This is a genomic window from Rothia sp. HSID18067, from assembly GCF_003989445.1.
Taxonomy (GTDB): Bacteria; Actinomycetota; Actinomycetes; order Actinomycetales; family Micrococcaceae; genus Rothia; species Rothia aeria.
The window spans coordinates 437,287-451,627 of sequence record NZ_RBMF01000002.1; the positions used below are offsets into that span (position 1 = coordinate 437,287).

Annotated in this window: 12 protein-coding genes; 3 read left to right on the forward strand and 9 right to left on the reverse strand. The window is 57.7% G+C overall.

Annotated features, from left to right (window positions below):
* Positions 1 to 3 precede the first annotated feature (3 nt).
* The 6 genes from D8M23_RS06920 to D8M23_RS06945 all read right to left on the reverse strand — a co-directional run bounded on the left by D8M23_RS06920 (position 4) and on the right by D8M23_RS06945 (position 3,309).
* Positions 4 to 444, reverse strand: a complete 441-nt coding sequence (locus D8M23_RS06920; RefSeq protein WP_126854197.1) for a DUF6301 family protein — start codon at positions 442 to 444, stop codon at positions 4 to 6.
* A 343-nt stretch (positions 445 to 787) separates the two neighbouring features.
* A complete protein-coding gene (locus D8M23_RS06925) occupies positions 788 to 1,279 on the reverse strand; it encodes a TY-Chap domain-containing protein (RefSeq protein WP_037235877.1) in 492 nt (163 codons plus the stop codon).
* Between the two features lie 46 nt (positions 1,280 to 1,325).
* Positions 1,326 to 1,775, reverse strand: a complete 450-nt coding sequence (locus D8M23_RS06930; RefSeq protein WP_238693827.1) for a DUF6301 family protein — start codon at positions 1,773 to 1,775, stop codon at positions 1,326 to 1,328.
* A gap of 257 nt (positions 1,776 to 2,032) precedes the next feature.
* Positions 2,033 to 2,608 carry an ankyrin repeat domain-containing protein gene (locus D8M23_RS06935; protein ID WP_126854199.1) on the reverse strand — a complete coding sequence of 192 codons (576 nt, stop codon included), beginning with the start codon at positions 2,606 to 2,608 and terminating at the stop codon, positions 2,033 to 2,035.
* Complete coding sequence (locus D8M23_RS06940; protein ID WP_126854200.1) at positions 2,605 to 2,874, reverse strand: hypothetical protein; 270 nt, start codon at positions 2,872 to 2,874, stop codon at positions 2,605 to 2,607. The genes D8M23_RS06935 and D8M23_RS06940 overlap by 4 nt, the downstream gene beginning before the upstream one ends.
* Before the next feature lie 93 nt (positions 2,875 to 2,967).
* The gene (locus D8M23_RS06945) at positions 2,968 to 3,309 is read right to left on the reverse strand and encodes a hypothetical protein (RefSeq protein WP_193976820.1); all 342 of its coding nucleotides are present in this window, start codon (positions 3,307 to 3,309) and stop codon (positions 2,968 to 2,970) included.
* Between the two features lie 273 nt (positions 3,310 to 3,582).
* Between D8M23_RS06945 and D8M23_RS06955 the strand changes: the two genes are divergently transcribed.
* Entirely contained in the window at positions 3,583 to 3,966 is a 384-nt protein-coding gene (locus D8M23_RS06955) for a hypothetical protein (protein ID WP_126854201.1), read from the forward strand.
* Positions 3,967 to 4,109: 143 nt separating this feature from the next.
* Here D8M23_RS06955 and D8M23_RS06960 read toward each other — a convergent pair whose 3' ends face one another.
* Positions 4,110 to 5,189, reverse strand: a complete 1,080-nt coding sequence (locus D8M23_RS06960; protein WP_126854202.1) for a hypothetical protein — start codon at positions 5,187 to 5,189, stop codon at positions 4,110 to 4,112.
* Between the two features lie 262 nt (positions 5,190 to 5,451).
* Here D8M23_RS06960 and D8M23_RS06965 point away from each other — a divergent pair, with 262 nt between their 5' ends.
* Positions 5,452 to 6,957 carry a cation:proton antiporter gene (locus tag D8M23_RS06965; RefSeq protein ID WP_126854203.1) on the forward strand — a complete coding sequence of 502 codons (1,506 nt, stop codon included), beginning with the start codon at positions 5,452 to 5,454 and terminating at the stop codon, positions 6,955 to 6,957.
* Between the two features lie 43 nt (positions 6,958 to 7,000).
* Here the strand turns inward: D8M23_RS06965 and D8M23_RS06970 are convergent, their stop codons facing one another.
* On the reverse strand, positions 7,001 to 9,394 hold the full coding sequence (locus D8M23_RS06970) for a DUF6493 family protein (RefSeq protein ID WP_126854204.1): 2,394 nt from the start codon (positions 9,392 to 9,394) through the stop codon (positions 7,001 to 7,003).
* Between the two features lie 767 nt (positions 9,395 to 10,161).
* Here D8M23_RS06970 and D8M23_RS06975 point away from each other — a divergent pair.
* Positions 10,162 to 11,721, forward strand: coding sequence for a molybdopterin-dependent oxidoreductase (locus D8M23_RS06975; protein WP_126854205.1), 1,560 nt, complete (start codon positions 10,162 to 10,164; stop codon positions 11,719 to 11,721).
* Positions 11,722 to 11,925: 204 nt separating this feature from the next.
* Here D8M23_RS06975 and D8M23_RS06980 read toward each other — a convergent pair whose 3' ends face one another.
* Positions 11,926 to 14,145, reverse strand: a complete 2,220-nt coding sequence (locus D8M23_RS06980; RefSeq protein WP_126854206.1) for a TerD family protein — start codon at positions 14,143 to 14,145, stop codon at positions 11,926 to 11,928.
* Positions 14,146 to 14,341 lie beyond the last annotated feature (196 nt).

Sequence of the window (14,341 nt, forward strand, 5' to 3'; positions counted from 1 at the left end):
CTCTCAATGGTTGTGGCGTGTCGGGTAAATGCTAGCAGGGGGTGTTCCCTGTGGTGTGATGAATGTTGCGTAAACTTTATTGGCGTTCCTGGTGACTTCTGCTGTCCCGCCCAGAGGGAGAGACCAAGCTATCATGGGGTTCTTCTCCGGGATGGCCCGGATTGGATTCCCCCAAACCTGTGAAGCAGAGGTGACGTAGTGAATGAAGGAATCGTTCAGGGCGGCCCGCAGGTCAATGCCTTCCAGGGCGGGCTTGGCTAGAATGAAGGAGATTGATCGGACGTCTCCTTCCCTGTTGTCGGTGACCACCACGTCCCGTGTTCCGGCGGCGAAGTCTGCCGTGAAGCTGTACTGATAGCCAGTGAAATGCCATCCCAGCTCTGGAGCCATCGTGGTAAAGGAGTCAAGCGTCATGGGCCATGACAGCTGCGACAGTCGTTCCATCCATGCCACATATTCCCTTGTTGTTAGTTCATTTATCAGTGTTTTGATTCCTTTAATTAATTTCGGGCCTACCTGGGTCCGGTTTCATTCTCATGGTGATCTCGTACTTGCAATGGTTCAGAGCATATACGGATGGGCGCGGCGGGCGGTCGAGCAGGTTTCCTCCATCTTCTGTCAGGAGGCTGTTGATCTCCTGTGCGAGGATGGGAAGCATACAGACGACGCCCGCATTGGTGAGTGCCGTAGTGAGCCGTTCAAGACAATCTGGTCGCACTGTGGGCTCCGTCCTCGTCAGAGGATCGGGGAGGAGAGTAAGGCTTAACCGTAGTGTGCGATGTTGCAATTATTGCTGCTCTCGCCTGATTCCAAGTTCGGGAATGCGGAGTTTCTTGTCACCGATATCGTTTTCATTTTTGGTGCTGTTGCTGGGGTAGCGCCATGCCTTGTAAGTCAGCTGATCGGGTGATTCGATGCCGCCAATGTCTCGTAGACGCAGGGTGCTTGCCCGAACCGTGTCCCAAATGACATGACTCATTGCTGGCCAAGGAAGCCTTCGCTGCCATGTCATCCCATCGTCGGACGGAGTGAAGCCGAGCTGCTGAAGATCATCGCGTTGTTGGGGTGTGAAGGTTGCCATGTCCTCTGGGACGTTCTCGCCACAAATCGCGGCCACAAGATCCGTATTCCCTCCATACAGGGCGTTGATTCCGGCGAACTGCGCGAAGGGAACTCCGGTTTTCCCTTGTTCGTTTGATGCGCCAATGATCAAGATCGTCCGAGCGGTGAAATTTATTATTGTGGAGAAAAGATGTACTTCAAACTCTTGCCATATCATGAGACCTCACTAAATACTGCTTGCAGGCGATGAAGGGGCTGGTTGTCTAGTAGAACCTTGCTCCTTGAGGTGTGAGAAATTTCGCATGGATTTTTTCTTCGCTTCTGGTGATCTCTGTGATGCAGGCTTGCGGGAGAGTCCACGCTGCTACGGGGTTTCTTCCCTGTACTGTCCGTATGGGCGGTCCCCAAGTTTCCGAGGCGGCTGCAACATAGCTGCTAAAAAAATCGTTCAGCTCGGTGAGCAATTCCACCCCTTCCAGAGAGGGTTTGGCCAGAACAAATGAGATCGTGTGGACATCGCCTGCCTCGTTGTCGATGACCACCACTTTTCGTGTTCCGGCTGCGAAGTCTGCCGTGAAGCTGTACTGATACCCAGTGAAATGCCATCCCAGTTCCGGGGCAAGATCGGTGAAAGCATCGAGGGTCATCGGCCACGGCAAATGGGCAAGCCGTTCCATCCATGCCACGAAACCGTCACGTGTAAATGCGTTCATCAACTTCTCGTGTCCCTCAAGGTGTGTTCGGGATGGTGCTTCGATCGCTTGTCTTTCTTTTAGGTTATCGGTGTGGTGAAGCGTTCACAATATGTGGCGTCAATGGTGCCGGGCTTCCGTGGCCTTGACGCTAAGGGTGTTGGGATGGGTTCTACGGCATCTGGACAGATCCATTTGTCGCGGGACATATCTTCACCTATATCTCGCGAATAAGCCTTTTGCGTTGCGCAGGCCTTGAACCGCTGAAATATTGAAAGTTACAGCAAATTAGGTCGTTGAGACGGGCCGTTGTCGAGGTATTCATGCATTCGTCGACACATCTCGGGTAGTCTATTTCCGGCGAGATCGACGACCTGCCTCAGTGTGACGGGTTTGCCGAACGCTTTTCCTGCTCCGGCTTCCCAGTCGATTCCCGGCCAAGAGAAAATTACATCATAGAATGGTCCGAGGTCATTATCTTTGATATTCAGGTTGTTGATGAGTATCAAGAGGGGTACCCCCCACTTTTGCGCCTTGAGGTTGATATCTGCTCCGCCTTCGAGAAGTCGTAGCAGCATCTTTGCCTCCATGCTGTAGTCATGCTTAGACCCACTGAACAGTATATGCAGCGCATTGAGGTTGCCGTGATAAGTAGTCTGAGCCGCGTCGGCGCCATGATCGAGCATCCAGTTGACAATCTCGACGCGGGAGGTCAGATCCTTGTTTCCGATGGCCCAGAAAAGGAAGCCTCCCCAATTGATTTTTGGATAATCCTTAATTGCTTTCTTGAAGTTATTCAAGGTGCCGTACTTGGCTGCGGTTCCGGGCCGCATTGCTTTCTCTGGTGTCGTCATTCTCCATCCTCCTTATTTTCGAGGTTGAGGAGTTTCTGATAGATTGACTCGAGGGTGGCTAGAGCTGGCGAGAATCCGATGCAGTTTTCTCCTTTTATGACGTGCATGTAGTTCCCGTATCCTCCCCCGCTGGGGACTACAATGAAGGCGCTCTTGTAAGGGGCGACCTTCCATGCATTTGGATCAAATTCTGCTGACGGATCTATTGTTTCTGAATACCATTTAAAGAAAGATTCGAGGATCTCTTTTTCGGTTTTCTTATCCAATATCTATTCCTTTCCATGCTGAGTCTTGTGACTGACGGGCTGTGGCTATGATACTCCAGATATCTTGTGGATACTGTGGTAGCCAGTCTGCAACTACTCCCAATTGTTCGTCTGCCCAGCAAACCTTGCCGGCTTCATCGACATATGCATTGAACCAATGTCCGCCTGAAAGCGTGCGAGGGACTCCGGAAGCCTCCCAAGCCACGCCCCCGCGATGGCACAGAGACTGAACGGGAGGAAGCAGAGTCCGGCCTGCAGGGGTGACAACAAGTAGATATTCTGCGCATACAGCAACAGCCAGGGCATCTGCCCCACCAGACCAGCCTGGACGGCAAAGCCGGTCAGGATACTCACCACATAGAGCCGGTCAGTCAGCAGGCGTCCCGGAACCATAGGTAAGTCCGAGCGCCGCTCGACGACCATGAACAAACCCATCGCGGACAGTCCGACGGCAACACCACCAAGTGTGCGTACCCTGACTCAAGACCTCGGCCCACGCTATGGTGGGCCGTCCCTGGACAGGTGACTGCAGCACCAGTGTACTCGTAGATTCCAAAACCATAGGTGCATAGTCATATATGTGTTTGGTAGACTATATGGCATGGAGTTGAAGCACGCGATTCTCGGGCTGCTGTCAGCCCGTTCTGTAAGTGGTTACGACCTGGCACGGGCGTTCGCAGATTCGGTGGCTCGACGAGAGGAAACCGCATGACCGCCATCGCTCTTGTCGTCGCGCTCGCACTGCTGACGGCGCTTGCCGTCCTGCAGATCCTCGCCGCGTCGGGCCTTCCCTATGGTCGTTTCGTGTGGGGCGGCCAGCACCGCGTTCTGCCGCGCGGGCTCCGCGTCGGCAGTGCGGTGTCGGTGCTGGTGTACGCGGGGCTGGCGGCCCTGCTGCTCAGCCGTGCGGGCGTTCTCCCGGACGGAGACAGTGCAGCGGTGATCGTCTTGACCTGGGTGGCGTTCACGTTCTTCGCCGCGAGCGTGGCGCTCAACGCGATCTCGCGCAGCCCCGCCGAACGCTGGACGATGACACCGACCAGCCTCCTGCTGGCAGCAACAACGCTCGTCATCGCCCTGGGCGGAAGGTAACGGTGTGCTCGTAGTGGCCTCGCTGTATGGGCGTCCATCCAGATGAATCGAGGCGTTCGGTCTCTTATGGGTCGAGGGCGCGTGTGGTCAGTCTGTGCGAATGAGGCTGAGGTCGTCGGGGCTGTAGCCACCGAGTCCAGGCCTTACCCCCGCCCGCTCATGAGGGCAAGTACACATTCAATCGGTCCGCGTGAGATCGTGCTGTTGCTCAGCAGCTTCTGCCACAGCCAGGTGAAAAGCGCACCCACACCCCAGGCCAGGGCTAAGAACCCCACCCAGTACAGGTATGTCAACCATGTGCCTTCCAGCGGGGCACGGTATTCAGCACCGGCAACCAGCTGCACCAGGTAGGTGCCTCCATGCACTGCCGCCAGAAGTATCACAATGGATGCGCTCAGACTCATGCGCCCCACCCGTGCGAACGGCTCAAGTATCGCGCCGCGCCCGGCAAGCACCCGCGCCGCCTCGGCGCACACGTACAGCACCCCGGCCACTCCCACAATGCTCAACGTTGTAGGCCACGCCAGCACCCCCGACTGCGCCTTCGGGTTCACCCAGAACAGCACTGCCGCGCCCAGCCCCAGCAGGCCGACGGGCACCCCAATTTTAGGGCCCAGCTTCTCGTAGGCGCGCCACAGCAGTATGCCCAGCCCCACCTGCCAGAGCATCTTCAATCCGCTGTGCAGCACGGTGCCGGTGTACTCGTTAAACAGGGCGGGGATGGTGCGGCTCAGCCAGTCGTCGGCGGCCCAGCCCCGGTTTACCAGCTGCTCGTAGGTGAAGGGAACGGCGGGGCTGGCGAGCGCCGTCAGCGCAGCCTGCACCCACAGCGGCGAGTATACGAACAGTGTGGTGAGCAGGGTCAGCACGGCGAACGGGATGAGCAGGTCGTATAGGATCGGGAATTCGGCGTGGGCTGCCACCGGCTGGTAGGCGCGTCCTTGGGCGAGCAGCCACCCGAGCACGAAGAATGCGATGGCGCGCACCACGGTGCTGGCAAAAAATTGGGGAAACGTTACCCTCCTGGCGTATAGGTATGCGCTAATGCCAAGGAGTGCGGCGAGTAGCGTATTCGCAGCGGGCGGCACGCTGCCCAGCCAGTGCAGCCGGTTCGCCGGCACCAGGTTCAGTGCTACGCTCACGGGCATCACCAGCAGCAGCAGGGCGAATGCGCGAGCTAAATCTACACCAGCCTCGCGTTTGGCGGTGGTTTCTGCGGGCATATTGCCTCCTGTGTGCCTGTGTAGTCGAACTAGAACGTTGATGCTGAGCCTCAGCCCAGTCTGGTGCGCTGTGTGTGCTGCGCGTCGGGTTAAAGGTTAAAGATACTAGTCAGGATATATTAGCTCAGCATCCTGAGGCATATCCGCGTCTAAGCGGATGCGCAAGGCTGCTGTGGGGCACCCGTAAATATGCATGCTCGCCGGGGCTGTGCCACACTTAAGGCTGGCTGATTGCCCCCTGCCCTATTTCTTGTGAGGTTTCATGTCTGTGCTGTTCGGCGTTACTGGGTTGCTTGGCTCGGTCGGTGTGCTCGCCGCCGGTGCTGCTGCGCACGGCGTCACGGGTGCTTCGCAGGTGCTGGTGGCTTCTGGTGCCGCCGCCGAAAGCACCAGTGTTGAGGGTACCGCCCAGTATGTTTCTATTTTCTGGGTTTCTCTTGTGGCGCTGGTGTCCCCGGTTATATCGCGGCTGATTGGCAAACGCATCCCGGATGTTGTGTTTCTGCTTATTTTTGGGATGCTGATCGGCCCGAATGTGCTGGGTCTGGCTTCTGGCAGCGACGGCGGTATTCCGTTGCTGAAAGAGCTGGGGTTGGGGATGCTGTTCCTCATTGCCGGGTTTGAGATTGATGTGAAATCGTTGCGCGGCCGGCAGGGCCGCAGCGCTATCACCACCTGGTGCGTGTGTTTTGGGCTGGGGGTGCTGGGGGCGGCGCTCATTACCGGTTTCACTAAGGGTTTTAACACCTATATTGCGGTGGGTATTGCGCTGAGTTCCACGGCTTTAGGTACGCTGCTGCCTATGCTTAAGTCGCATGGTGCGGCGGGTACCCGGGTGGGTAATGCGGTGCTGGTGCACGGTGCCGTTGGCGAGCTTTTCCCGATTTTTGCGATGTCGCTGCTGTTATCTTCTCATTCGCCGGGGCTGGCGATTCTGATTCTGCTGGGGTTTATGGCGGTTGCGGTGGTGACTGCCATTGTTCCGCACCGCCTGTTTGAGAAGGTGCCGGGGCTGCGGCAGATTATGGCGGCTGAGGCGAATACAACCAGCCAGACGATCCTGCGTCTGGCCATGTTTCTGCTGGCCACCCTCATCATGTTCGCGGCGCTTTTTGGGCTGGATGCGGTGCTCGGGGCCTTTGCGGCGGGCATTATTTTGCGTTCGCTCACGCCGGTGGGGGCGTTACATTTGATGACGCGCCGCCTTGAGACGGTGGGGTTTTCGTTTCTGATTCCGCTCTTTTTTGTGGTGAGCGGCATGACGATTGACCCGTCGGTGGTGGCGCGTTTCCCGCTGGTGCTGCTGCTGGTTGTGATGGGTATTTTGCTGGCCCGCGGGCTGCCGGTGTTTGTGGCTGAGCGTTTCACGGATACCGGTTCGGAGCTGCGTTCTACCAGTGAGAAGATTGAGCTGGCCCTGTATTCGGCGGCGGGCCTGCCCATTATTGTGGCGGTAACAACTATTGCTACCGGTAGTGGGCTGCTTGAGGATGCGACCGCTTCCCTGCTGGTGGCCGGTGGGGCGTTTACGGTGCTGCTGTTCCCGCTGTGGGCGGCGGCCGTTAAGAGGGCGTTCCGGCGGCAGGGCGCATCGGCTGATCAGCAGCCGTCACAGAAGGAGCAGATCGCAGCGTTAAAGGCCCAGAAAACGGCGCAGGTGCGCCTGACAACAGGTATGCTGCCGGTGGTGCCGCCAGCGCAGGAGGCTAAAAGCACCGCGCCAAAGGACGGGTCCCCCGGTGCCGCACAACAACCGCCGGCGGGCTAATCTACGGCACGCGGCTGCGCCTCATTCCTCAAGGCGGGGGTTGTTATGAGTCAGCAGCTTTAAGGATTGTGCGCGCGTGTTTCGCCGCCTGCGAGGAGCCCTTAAAACCGTTTAACCATGCGGTCATCTCGGGGCTTATCTGCGGGGATTTATTCGCGCTATGCTTCGCGCCGTGAACGCGTAAGTATTCCTGTGCGTATACTCCCAGCAGCTTCCCCATCCCGTGCTGGGTGCGCTCACAGTACGGCAGCAGCCCGTCTAAGAACCGCAGGGTGATGCGCGGGGTTAGTGCCGCCATGTCCTCGAAGGTATGCGCCCACCGGGTGAACATTAGCGCCGGGGCGGCCTGCGCGAACCCCGCAATGGCGTCTTGGTAGGAGAGCCGACCACCGAGGGTGTCCGCCAGCAGCTCTGCGGCTCCGGCACGGTCTACCTGGTGTTTTGAGTTGGCCAGTACCGCGAGCGCCTGTGCGCTCAAGGAGTCCCATGTGCCCGGGTGGCTCCTCAGAAGGCGCGCCATATTGTGCCTATAGTGGTGGCCTTCTTCTTCGTTGAAGAAGACCCACTGTTCTAGCAGGCCGACTGCCACGGGTGCTGTGGAGGAGGGGCAGGTGAGGGCCAGCTGTTCGCAGCTCATGACCGCGTAGTGCAGGGTGAGCAGATATTTTTCTTCCGGTGTGTGTTCTTCGCGTACTTTGGGCAGGTGTACGGTGGGGCTCCACCACACGACTTCGGGTTTGCCGCTGGGGCGTTTCGTGTCGCTTTCAAGGCAGCTCCAGCTCACCTGGATGTTCTCAAGAATGTGAGGAGGCTTCCCCGCGTCTTTGAGTTTGGTACGGGCACGGGCAAAGTATGGTGCGTATCGGCCCGCAGCATCGGCGGTGCGCTTGATTTCTTCCAGGGCGTTTATGAGTGTCTGGTGCGTCGCCTGATCGCCCTGGTTCAGGCGCAGCATTGCCTGCGTAAAATCCTGTTCCAGGATGTCTGCGCCGGTAGAAATGTTGTGGGTTAGCCGCTGCATAAATATTGTGGGGTCTACCCACCCGTGGGTGTCTGTGGGGGTGGCCAGCAGGGCGTATGGGCGTTTCTGGCGGAGGTGCTCACCGATTTCCCGGATGCGCTGGTTCACGGGTGTTTTTTCATGCGCTAGGTGCTGCTCATATTCTTGTACAGCTGAGTTTTCCGGCTCTAGGGCGCTGAGGATGAGGTATGCGATCTGATGCCCTGCACGGTGCTCGTGTATCCTCTCTTCCGCCTGCCGGGTGAGGGGTTTCAGCACTGAGGTGTCGCGGTTTTCACTTATGAGCCAGTGGAACAGCAGCTCGCTCTCCAGCCCCTGCACGGCCTCTTGCATGGCGTGTAGGGTGCGCGCGTAGGCGTCTTGCTGGCTGAATGGGGTTACTGGCTGCACGGGTGAGGCAGGCACCGGATAGGAGGGGTCCTCGGAGCCCGCCGTATGCTGCGCGGTTTCTTCTTCTGTATTTGCCAGCAGCCCGGCCTCTTCTAGCTCCTGCCGAGCCACCGGGTTGAGGCTCTGCGCGTGCTGGTGCAGTGTTTCGGCTGCGTTGCACCGTACCAGTAGTTGTGCGGCAGCCACCTGCACCTGCGGGTGGGTGTGTCCCAGCGCGGTAAGAGCCAGTTCGGTGACCGGCCCGTCCCCGCCTGTGGCGCATGCGGATTCCAGGATTTTCAGTACCGCTAATGCGTTCGCTTTGGTTGTTAAAAGCGCCGGGGCGCATCCGTGGATGAATCGGTCAATATCGAGAAGCCCTGCCCGGTGCACCGCTAAGAGCTGCTTGACCGCCAGGGTGACGGTTGCTCCCACTGATGAGCCGAGCAGGTTCACAAGTTCGCTCTGCCGTTGGGCGGATTCTGCGGCGGTGGGGGTGAGGGTGGTGTACATGCGGGAGAACCATCCGGCACGGTAGGCGGCGAAGTCCCGCGCTAATGCGTCAAGGCAGGCATCTAGCAGGCGGTCTTTGGGGATCAGCCCTTCGTGGGTGGCGGTGAGCAGATCTTCCTGCCAGGTGGTTCCTGGCATGAACTTATCTATATTCGTGAGCGAGTTCTCGGGGGTGCCTTCTACGGTGAGCAGCTGCCACAGCAGTTCGTCGCGTAGTTGCTGGTCGTGGCGTAGCAGTGCCTGCCGCAGCGGGGTGTTAAGGTTCATGAGCGCCAGGAAGTAGTCGTCGTTGTGTTCCAGCTGCACCCCGTCGTAGAGCTCGGCCAGACGGAAGAACCCGTTATTGTGCCAGTGGATCATGCCCTCTGCCAGAAGGTCCACTTGGCTTTGGGGGCTGCCCCCTATGGTTAAGCTGTCGTAACCGTTGGCTTTGTAGAGGTTGTATACCTGTTTAAGGCCTTTTTCTGCAACAAGCTGGGGCAGGTCCTGTATGAAGGTGTTGAAAGAGGCTCGGAGGTCTTTTTCGCTGCTCATTTATTGTTCCTAGAGGCTGGGTGGGGCGGTGTCTCGTTCATTATAGGGTTCAGCTCGCCTGGATACGCCGGGGGCGGTCACATGCTGCCGAACCTGTGGTGTTTTGTGTGGCTTGACGCAGACTCCTGCCGGGACTGTGGGTGGCGTATATCCTGTGGCTTAGGGTGTGCAAGTGTCTTCTCTGACTGTGGGTTATGGGCGAGAAATATAATAATATATACATTTTTACTGCTATAGAATAAAGCATATCTTTATATTTTCTGAATAAAGTTTCAAGTCCCCAAGAAACCGCAGGAATATCAAAAACTTACACTTGCAATAGTTTATGAAGTAACTATAAAAATACCTTATCTCATACAATAAGGATATCCTTAATAAATCCGCCTTAATGTCTCTATAACCCTATAAAAATTCTAAAAATTCGCGTCTTAAAAGCAAATTTTACGGCGTGTTACGACGCTTATCTTCCGTAACTGACAACCTGTCAGTTAGTATATGGATGTAAGGGCACATGGGGAATAAAAACCGCATCGTACTATTATTCGATACGGGTTTTGTGACCTGCACCATAACCAGTTCGGGGGTGCGCCTAAACATCGCGCACCCCGCGCAGGAACCCTCCCCAGGCCATATAAAGTTCAAGGCAGAACACCGGCTGAAAGGAGGCGGTACACAAACAGATTTCCGGGGCACACCAAGCCCCGTCCCGTTCCCTCGCTCGCACCTGTACACCACTGCACACACGTACATTTATCGAAGGAAGAAAAATGCATACCACTCTTTTAATGGTGAGTTCGAGTGGTGTTGAGCTGGACTTTCCCGCCTGGCTGCGCATCACGCACTTCATTAACTTTCTGATGATGGGGTTCCTCATCCGCTCAGGCTGGGAAGTTATCGCCTCCCACCCGCGCTTTTACTGGAATAATCACTGCACCCCGGGCTCCGAATGGCTCCGTTTTACAAAAGACAAGGTTTCGACCGTCCCTGGCGAATACACCGCTCGCGACGATCAACGAAGCCTCTCCCCTCTTATTTCGCTACCCGGTAAGGCTCAGATCGGTTTGGGACGCGCATGGCACGCCCTAGCCACGGTTATTTGGGTGGTGAACGGCCTGATCTATGTGACCCTGCTGTTCGCAACCGGGCAGTGGCGGCGTATCGTACCCACCTCCTGGGAGATTTTCCCCGAGGCATGGCACTCGCTCACAATCTACGCGGGCTTCCAAGTGCCCTCCATTGAGCACTTCCAGCCGTACGATGCCCTTCAGAAGCTCATGTACTTCACCGTGGTGTTCATTGTGGCGCCGCTGATGATCGCCACCGGGCCCATTATGAGCCCCGCGTTCTGCGGCCGCTTCCCCGGCTACGTCAAGCTGTTCCGCAACCGCCAGACCGCCCGCTCCATCCACTTCTTGGGCATGGCGTTCTACTGCGTCTTTACGGTCATGCACGTAGCACTGGTGTTCATCGTGCACCCGCAATACAACATTGCACACATGATGCTGAATAAGAGCTACAACGAGATTGACGCCGCCCAATTCGCCCAGGCAGTCACCATGCTGATCGTTGGCGTGGTCGCAGCCGTGGCTCTGTGGCTAGGCGCCTCGTACTGGTCGCTGCGTGATCTGCGGTTCACCCAGACCTTCATTTGGGGCCTGACCCAGCCGGTCCGTAACGTATTCCTTGACCGCATCACCTCCCGGCAGGTCAAGAAGAAGACCTTCACGGATGCCGATATTTCGCCGTTCCACTGGGTGAACACCCGCCCGCCAACAGAGCGTGAAAGCACCGAATGGAACCGCCTGCGCGAGAACGAATTCGTGGACTACCGCCTAGAGCTAGGCGGGCTGGTGAGGGAGCCGAAGTCGCTGAGCATCGACGACTTGAAGGCTCTCGGCAAAGAAGTGAACATTACGATGCACACCTGTATGCAGGGGTGGACGGGCATCGCCAAGTGGGAAGGCGTGCGCCTACGCGACGTACTTGCCCTCGTGGAGAAAGACGAGAACGCCCGGTACGTGATGGTCACCTCCTACGGGCACGTGGGCCACACCTACGATGGCCGCCCGACCGAGCCCTACTACGAGTGCTTGGACATTTCCATGGCAATGGAGGACGAAACCATCCTGGCGTGGGGCATGAACGATAAGCCCCTGCCGGATGTGTACGGCGGCCCCCTGCGCCTGCGTGCAGATTCCATGCACGGCTACAAGATGGTCAAGTGGGTGCAGAAGGTCGAATGGATCAGCGATTACCGCGACGTTGGCGACGGCCAGGGCGGTAGCCGCGAAGACTCCGGCCTGCAGCACTTCGACGCACGCGCCTAATATTACCTGCTGCTTGTTCCATGGCAGGCACCCAACTGGGTGAAAATAAAGCGCCCCGCGCACCGGTCACAGTACCGGCGCACGGGGCGCTTTCACGCGGTCATCAGCAGATCTTGTGTGTACTCAATACCCCCGAAACCCGCTCACTATGTGCAGCTTTCGCTCCATACAGGGAAGTCCCGGTATGACCCATGGGCTATTGTGTTACAGCCCTTTATACCGGTAGAGCTGACTGAGCGAGGCAACCGTCGGCTGAAGCACAATATCGACTTCCTCATCTTCCCCCACCACGGTGGCACCGGTCAGGTTCAGGTAGTCAGCCACCGTAAACGGTGCATAGTGGGCGAACAGCTCGAACATGGCCTTCACGACGGAGCCAGACTCTATAACATTCACCCCGGAACGAATACCCACGTCCGTAATCGTCATGGTGCGCTCCTTCAGATCCAAAATCAGCAGCAGCGAACCGCGCGCCCGCGAAGTGAGTGTGAATTTGGTGCGCACCTGACTCACCTCATGCACATTCTTACCCACGCCAACACGCGGTAGAAGCATGAACCCGGCGAACAGGTCGTTCACATCCGCAAGGGTGTTCTCCCCGCTGTGCCCTGCGTAAAGCTGCACGGTGGGCACCGCGTACCGCACCCGGTCCTCACGGGCCTGCGCAATTTTCAGGTCAATAAACTCCCACGCGCCGCCGGTTCCGTTCGTCACGTCCCCCGAATGGTAGCAGTACTTTTTAGCCCGCTGACTGCCGTACCACACGCGGTCTAGCAGCGCACCTTTCGCGTCGTACAGCAGCACCGAAAGGTCAACATCGGCGGGTGAGTTCCAGTAGGTGAACAACCGTATCACACTGTTCTTAGCGGGGCTTTTCGCCTGCATCGCCTGGGGGTCAAGCCGCACACGGTTGTAGCGGCTCAGCCCCAGCAGAGACTCGCTGGCGTTACGGTTACCCAGAGGCATGGCTAAGGAAGCCACATCGTGAGGAACATGCACACGAACCCCGCTCAGCCGCCCCGACAAACCACTCTTCACGGCGTGCAGGCCCAACTCAAGCTGCCTTTGGGTGTACGAGCCAGCGGGGACCACCGACCCCACCCCTGCCTTATCAATCACGAGGCGGTGCTGCCCCGAACCAGCAGCTATATTCGTGTACATATTGTGCATCTGCACCAGAAGAGGCGCAGCCACACGCGGCGCCACTTGGCAGAACGCGTCAGCAACCTGCTGCTGATCGCCGCTGAAGTACCGCAAGGCCCGGTTGAGCTGACGCGCAAACATCCCGGGGCGGCGGGACAGCACCCGCGTTACCTTATCCACGTCACAGCTGCGGTAGGCGGCATCCACCTCAGACTCATAACTGCGCATTTCACCGTTGTAGAGGGCGTCAGCCCACACATTCAGGTACACGAGGGAGGGGTATTCCCCAGGGTGGATAGTGCGCGCCAGCCGTTTAAAACGCTCCGCGTGCGTGGCGGTGTCGTAGCAGGCGGCCTCATAGTCGCGCTCGCAGAGGGTATTAATGAGCCGGGCTATGAACGTGCGCTGATGGCGGCGCAGCTTAAACCGGCTGGGGTCGCTCAGGCTCAGATCGCCTTCAGTCCCCAGCAGGTTAATATTGCTAAGAGCCACCGCAATGCGCAGCACCTCGTTGAGGGTGCGCGCCTGGTGGGCGTAATCGGTGGATATTGCGGCCGCCAAAAACGCCAGGTTCTCACGGAATCCGAACGGTCCCTCTAGGGTGGGCAGTGCATCGTAAAACACCAGGTGAGTAGCGAGGGTAAGCAGATCGGCCCGGTCGAATTCGCTGTACACCTGGTTCTGGGTTGCAATTTCGGTGAAGAGCGAGCATATTAGCGGCACGATGCGCCCTTCACCGCGCAGCAGCACCACCTCACGCTGATCCCGTTCACTGTTGGACAGTTCCCCACGCTCGCACGCCAGCTGCCAGTCGTACGGGCGGAAATCGGTAATGACCTGCGCATCGGGAATATCACCGTAGGGTTGGTTATTGGCAAACCACCAGATCGCGTCGCAGCAGGGGCAGGCAACGGTGTACAGACACACGTGTTTCGCCATTTCTCTGCGGCCCATAAACCGGGTAACGTAGTGAAGCATCTGCTCCGTGTACCTCTGTGTATCAGTGAGGGTGGGCTCGATAATGTCGAAGTCTTTACGGAAGGCGCACCCACCCCGGTCACCGCCGTGCAGGTGCTTCCAATCTGCGATAAGATCGGCCAGCTCATGCTCACTCATGCGCATGAGGGTTTTCTGGCTTTCGGTGGAGAGGACCATCCCCAGCTCGGCGAGCACACGCACACGCTGATGCAGCTCATGTTGCGGAACAGGGTCGGACGCGAGGACGCTATTAAGAGGGTAGATGCCGGTACGGCGGAGGATGACCTGCTGCAACTGTGCCATTGGTGCTGTCTTTCTACTGAACCCCAGTCCTTGCTGGAGGTGGCTGGCGCTTCCCCCGCGCCCATACCGGATTACGGGTGTACGGGGGTGCACGTTCCACTTTTTTGTGGAACATAACAGGATATTCTTGTTGGTACTCTTCTGTCAATGTAGCAGTTTCCGAGACACTTCTGTACTCATAACAGCTTATTTTTAT

What these genes read in the sequence shown, in the direction of transcription:
- D8M23_RS06920 (WP_126854197.1), bottom strand. Translation starts at nt 444, where the DNA reads ATGGAACGACTGTCGCAGCTGTCATGGCCCATGACGCTTGACTCCTTT.
- D8M23_RS06925 (WP_037235877.1), bottom strand. Translation starts at nt 1,279, where the DNA reads ATGATATGGCAAGAGTTTGAAGTACATCTTTTCTCCACAATAATAAAT.
- D8M23_RS06930 (WP_238693827.1), bottom strand. Translation starts at nt 1,775, where the DNA reads ATGAACGCATTTACACGTGACGGTTTCGTGGCATGGATGGAACGGCTT.
- D8M23_RS06935 (WP_126854199.1), bottom strand. Translation starts at nt 2,608, where the DNA reads ATGACGACACCAGAGAAAGCAATGCGGCCCGGAACCGCAGCCAAGTAC.
- D8M23_RS06945 (WP_193976820.1), bottom strand. Translation starts at nt 3,309, where the DNA reads ATGGGTTTGTTCATGGTCGTCGAGCGGCGCTCGGACTTACCTATGGTT.
- D8M23_RS06955 (WP_126854201.1), top strand. Translation starts at nt 3,583, where the DNA reads ATGACCGCCATCGCTCTTGTCGTCGCGCTCGCACTGCTGACGGCGCTT.
- D8M23_RS06960 (WP_126854202.1), bottom strand. Translation starts at nt 5,189, where the DNA reads ATGCCCGCAGAAACCACCGCCAAACGCGAGGCTGGTGTAGATTTAGCT.
- D8M23_RS06965 (WP_126854203.1), top strand. Translation starts at nt 5,452, where the DNA reads ATGTCTGTGCTGTTCGGCGTTACTGGGTTGCTTGGCTCGGTCGGTGTG.
- D8M23_RS06970 (WP_126854204.1), bottom strand. Translation starts at nt 9,394, where the DNA reads ATGAGCAGCGAAAAAGACCTCCGAGCCTCTTTCAACACCTTCATACAG.
- D8M23_RS06975 (WP_126854205.1), top strand. Translation starts at nt 10,162, where the DNA reads ATGCATACCACTCTTTTAATGGTGAGTTCGAGTGGTGTTGAGCTGGAC.
- D8M23_RS06980 (WP_126854206.1), bottom strand. Translation starts at nt 14,145, where the DNA reads ATGGCACAGTTGCAGCAGGTCATCCTCCGCCGTACCGGCATCTACCCT.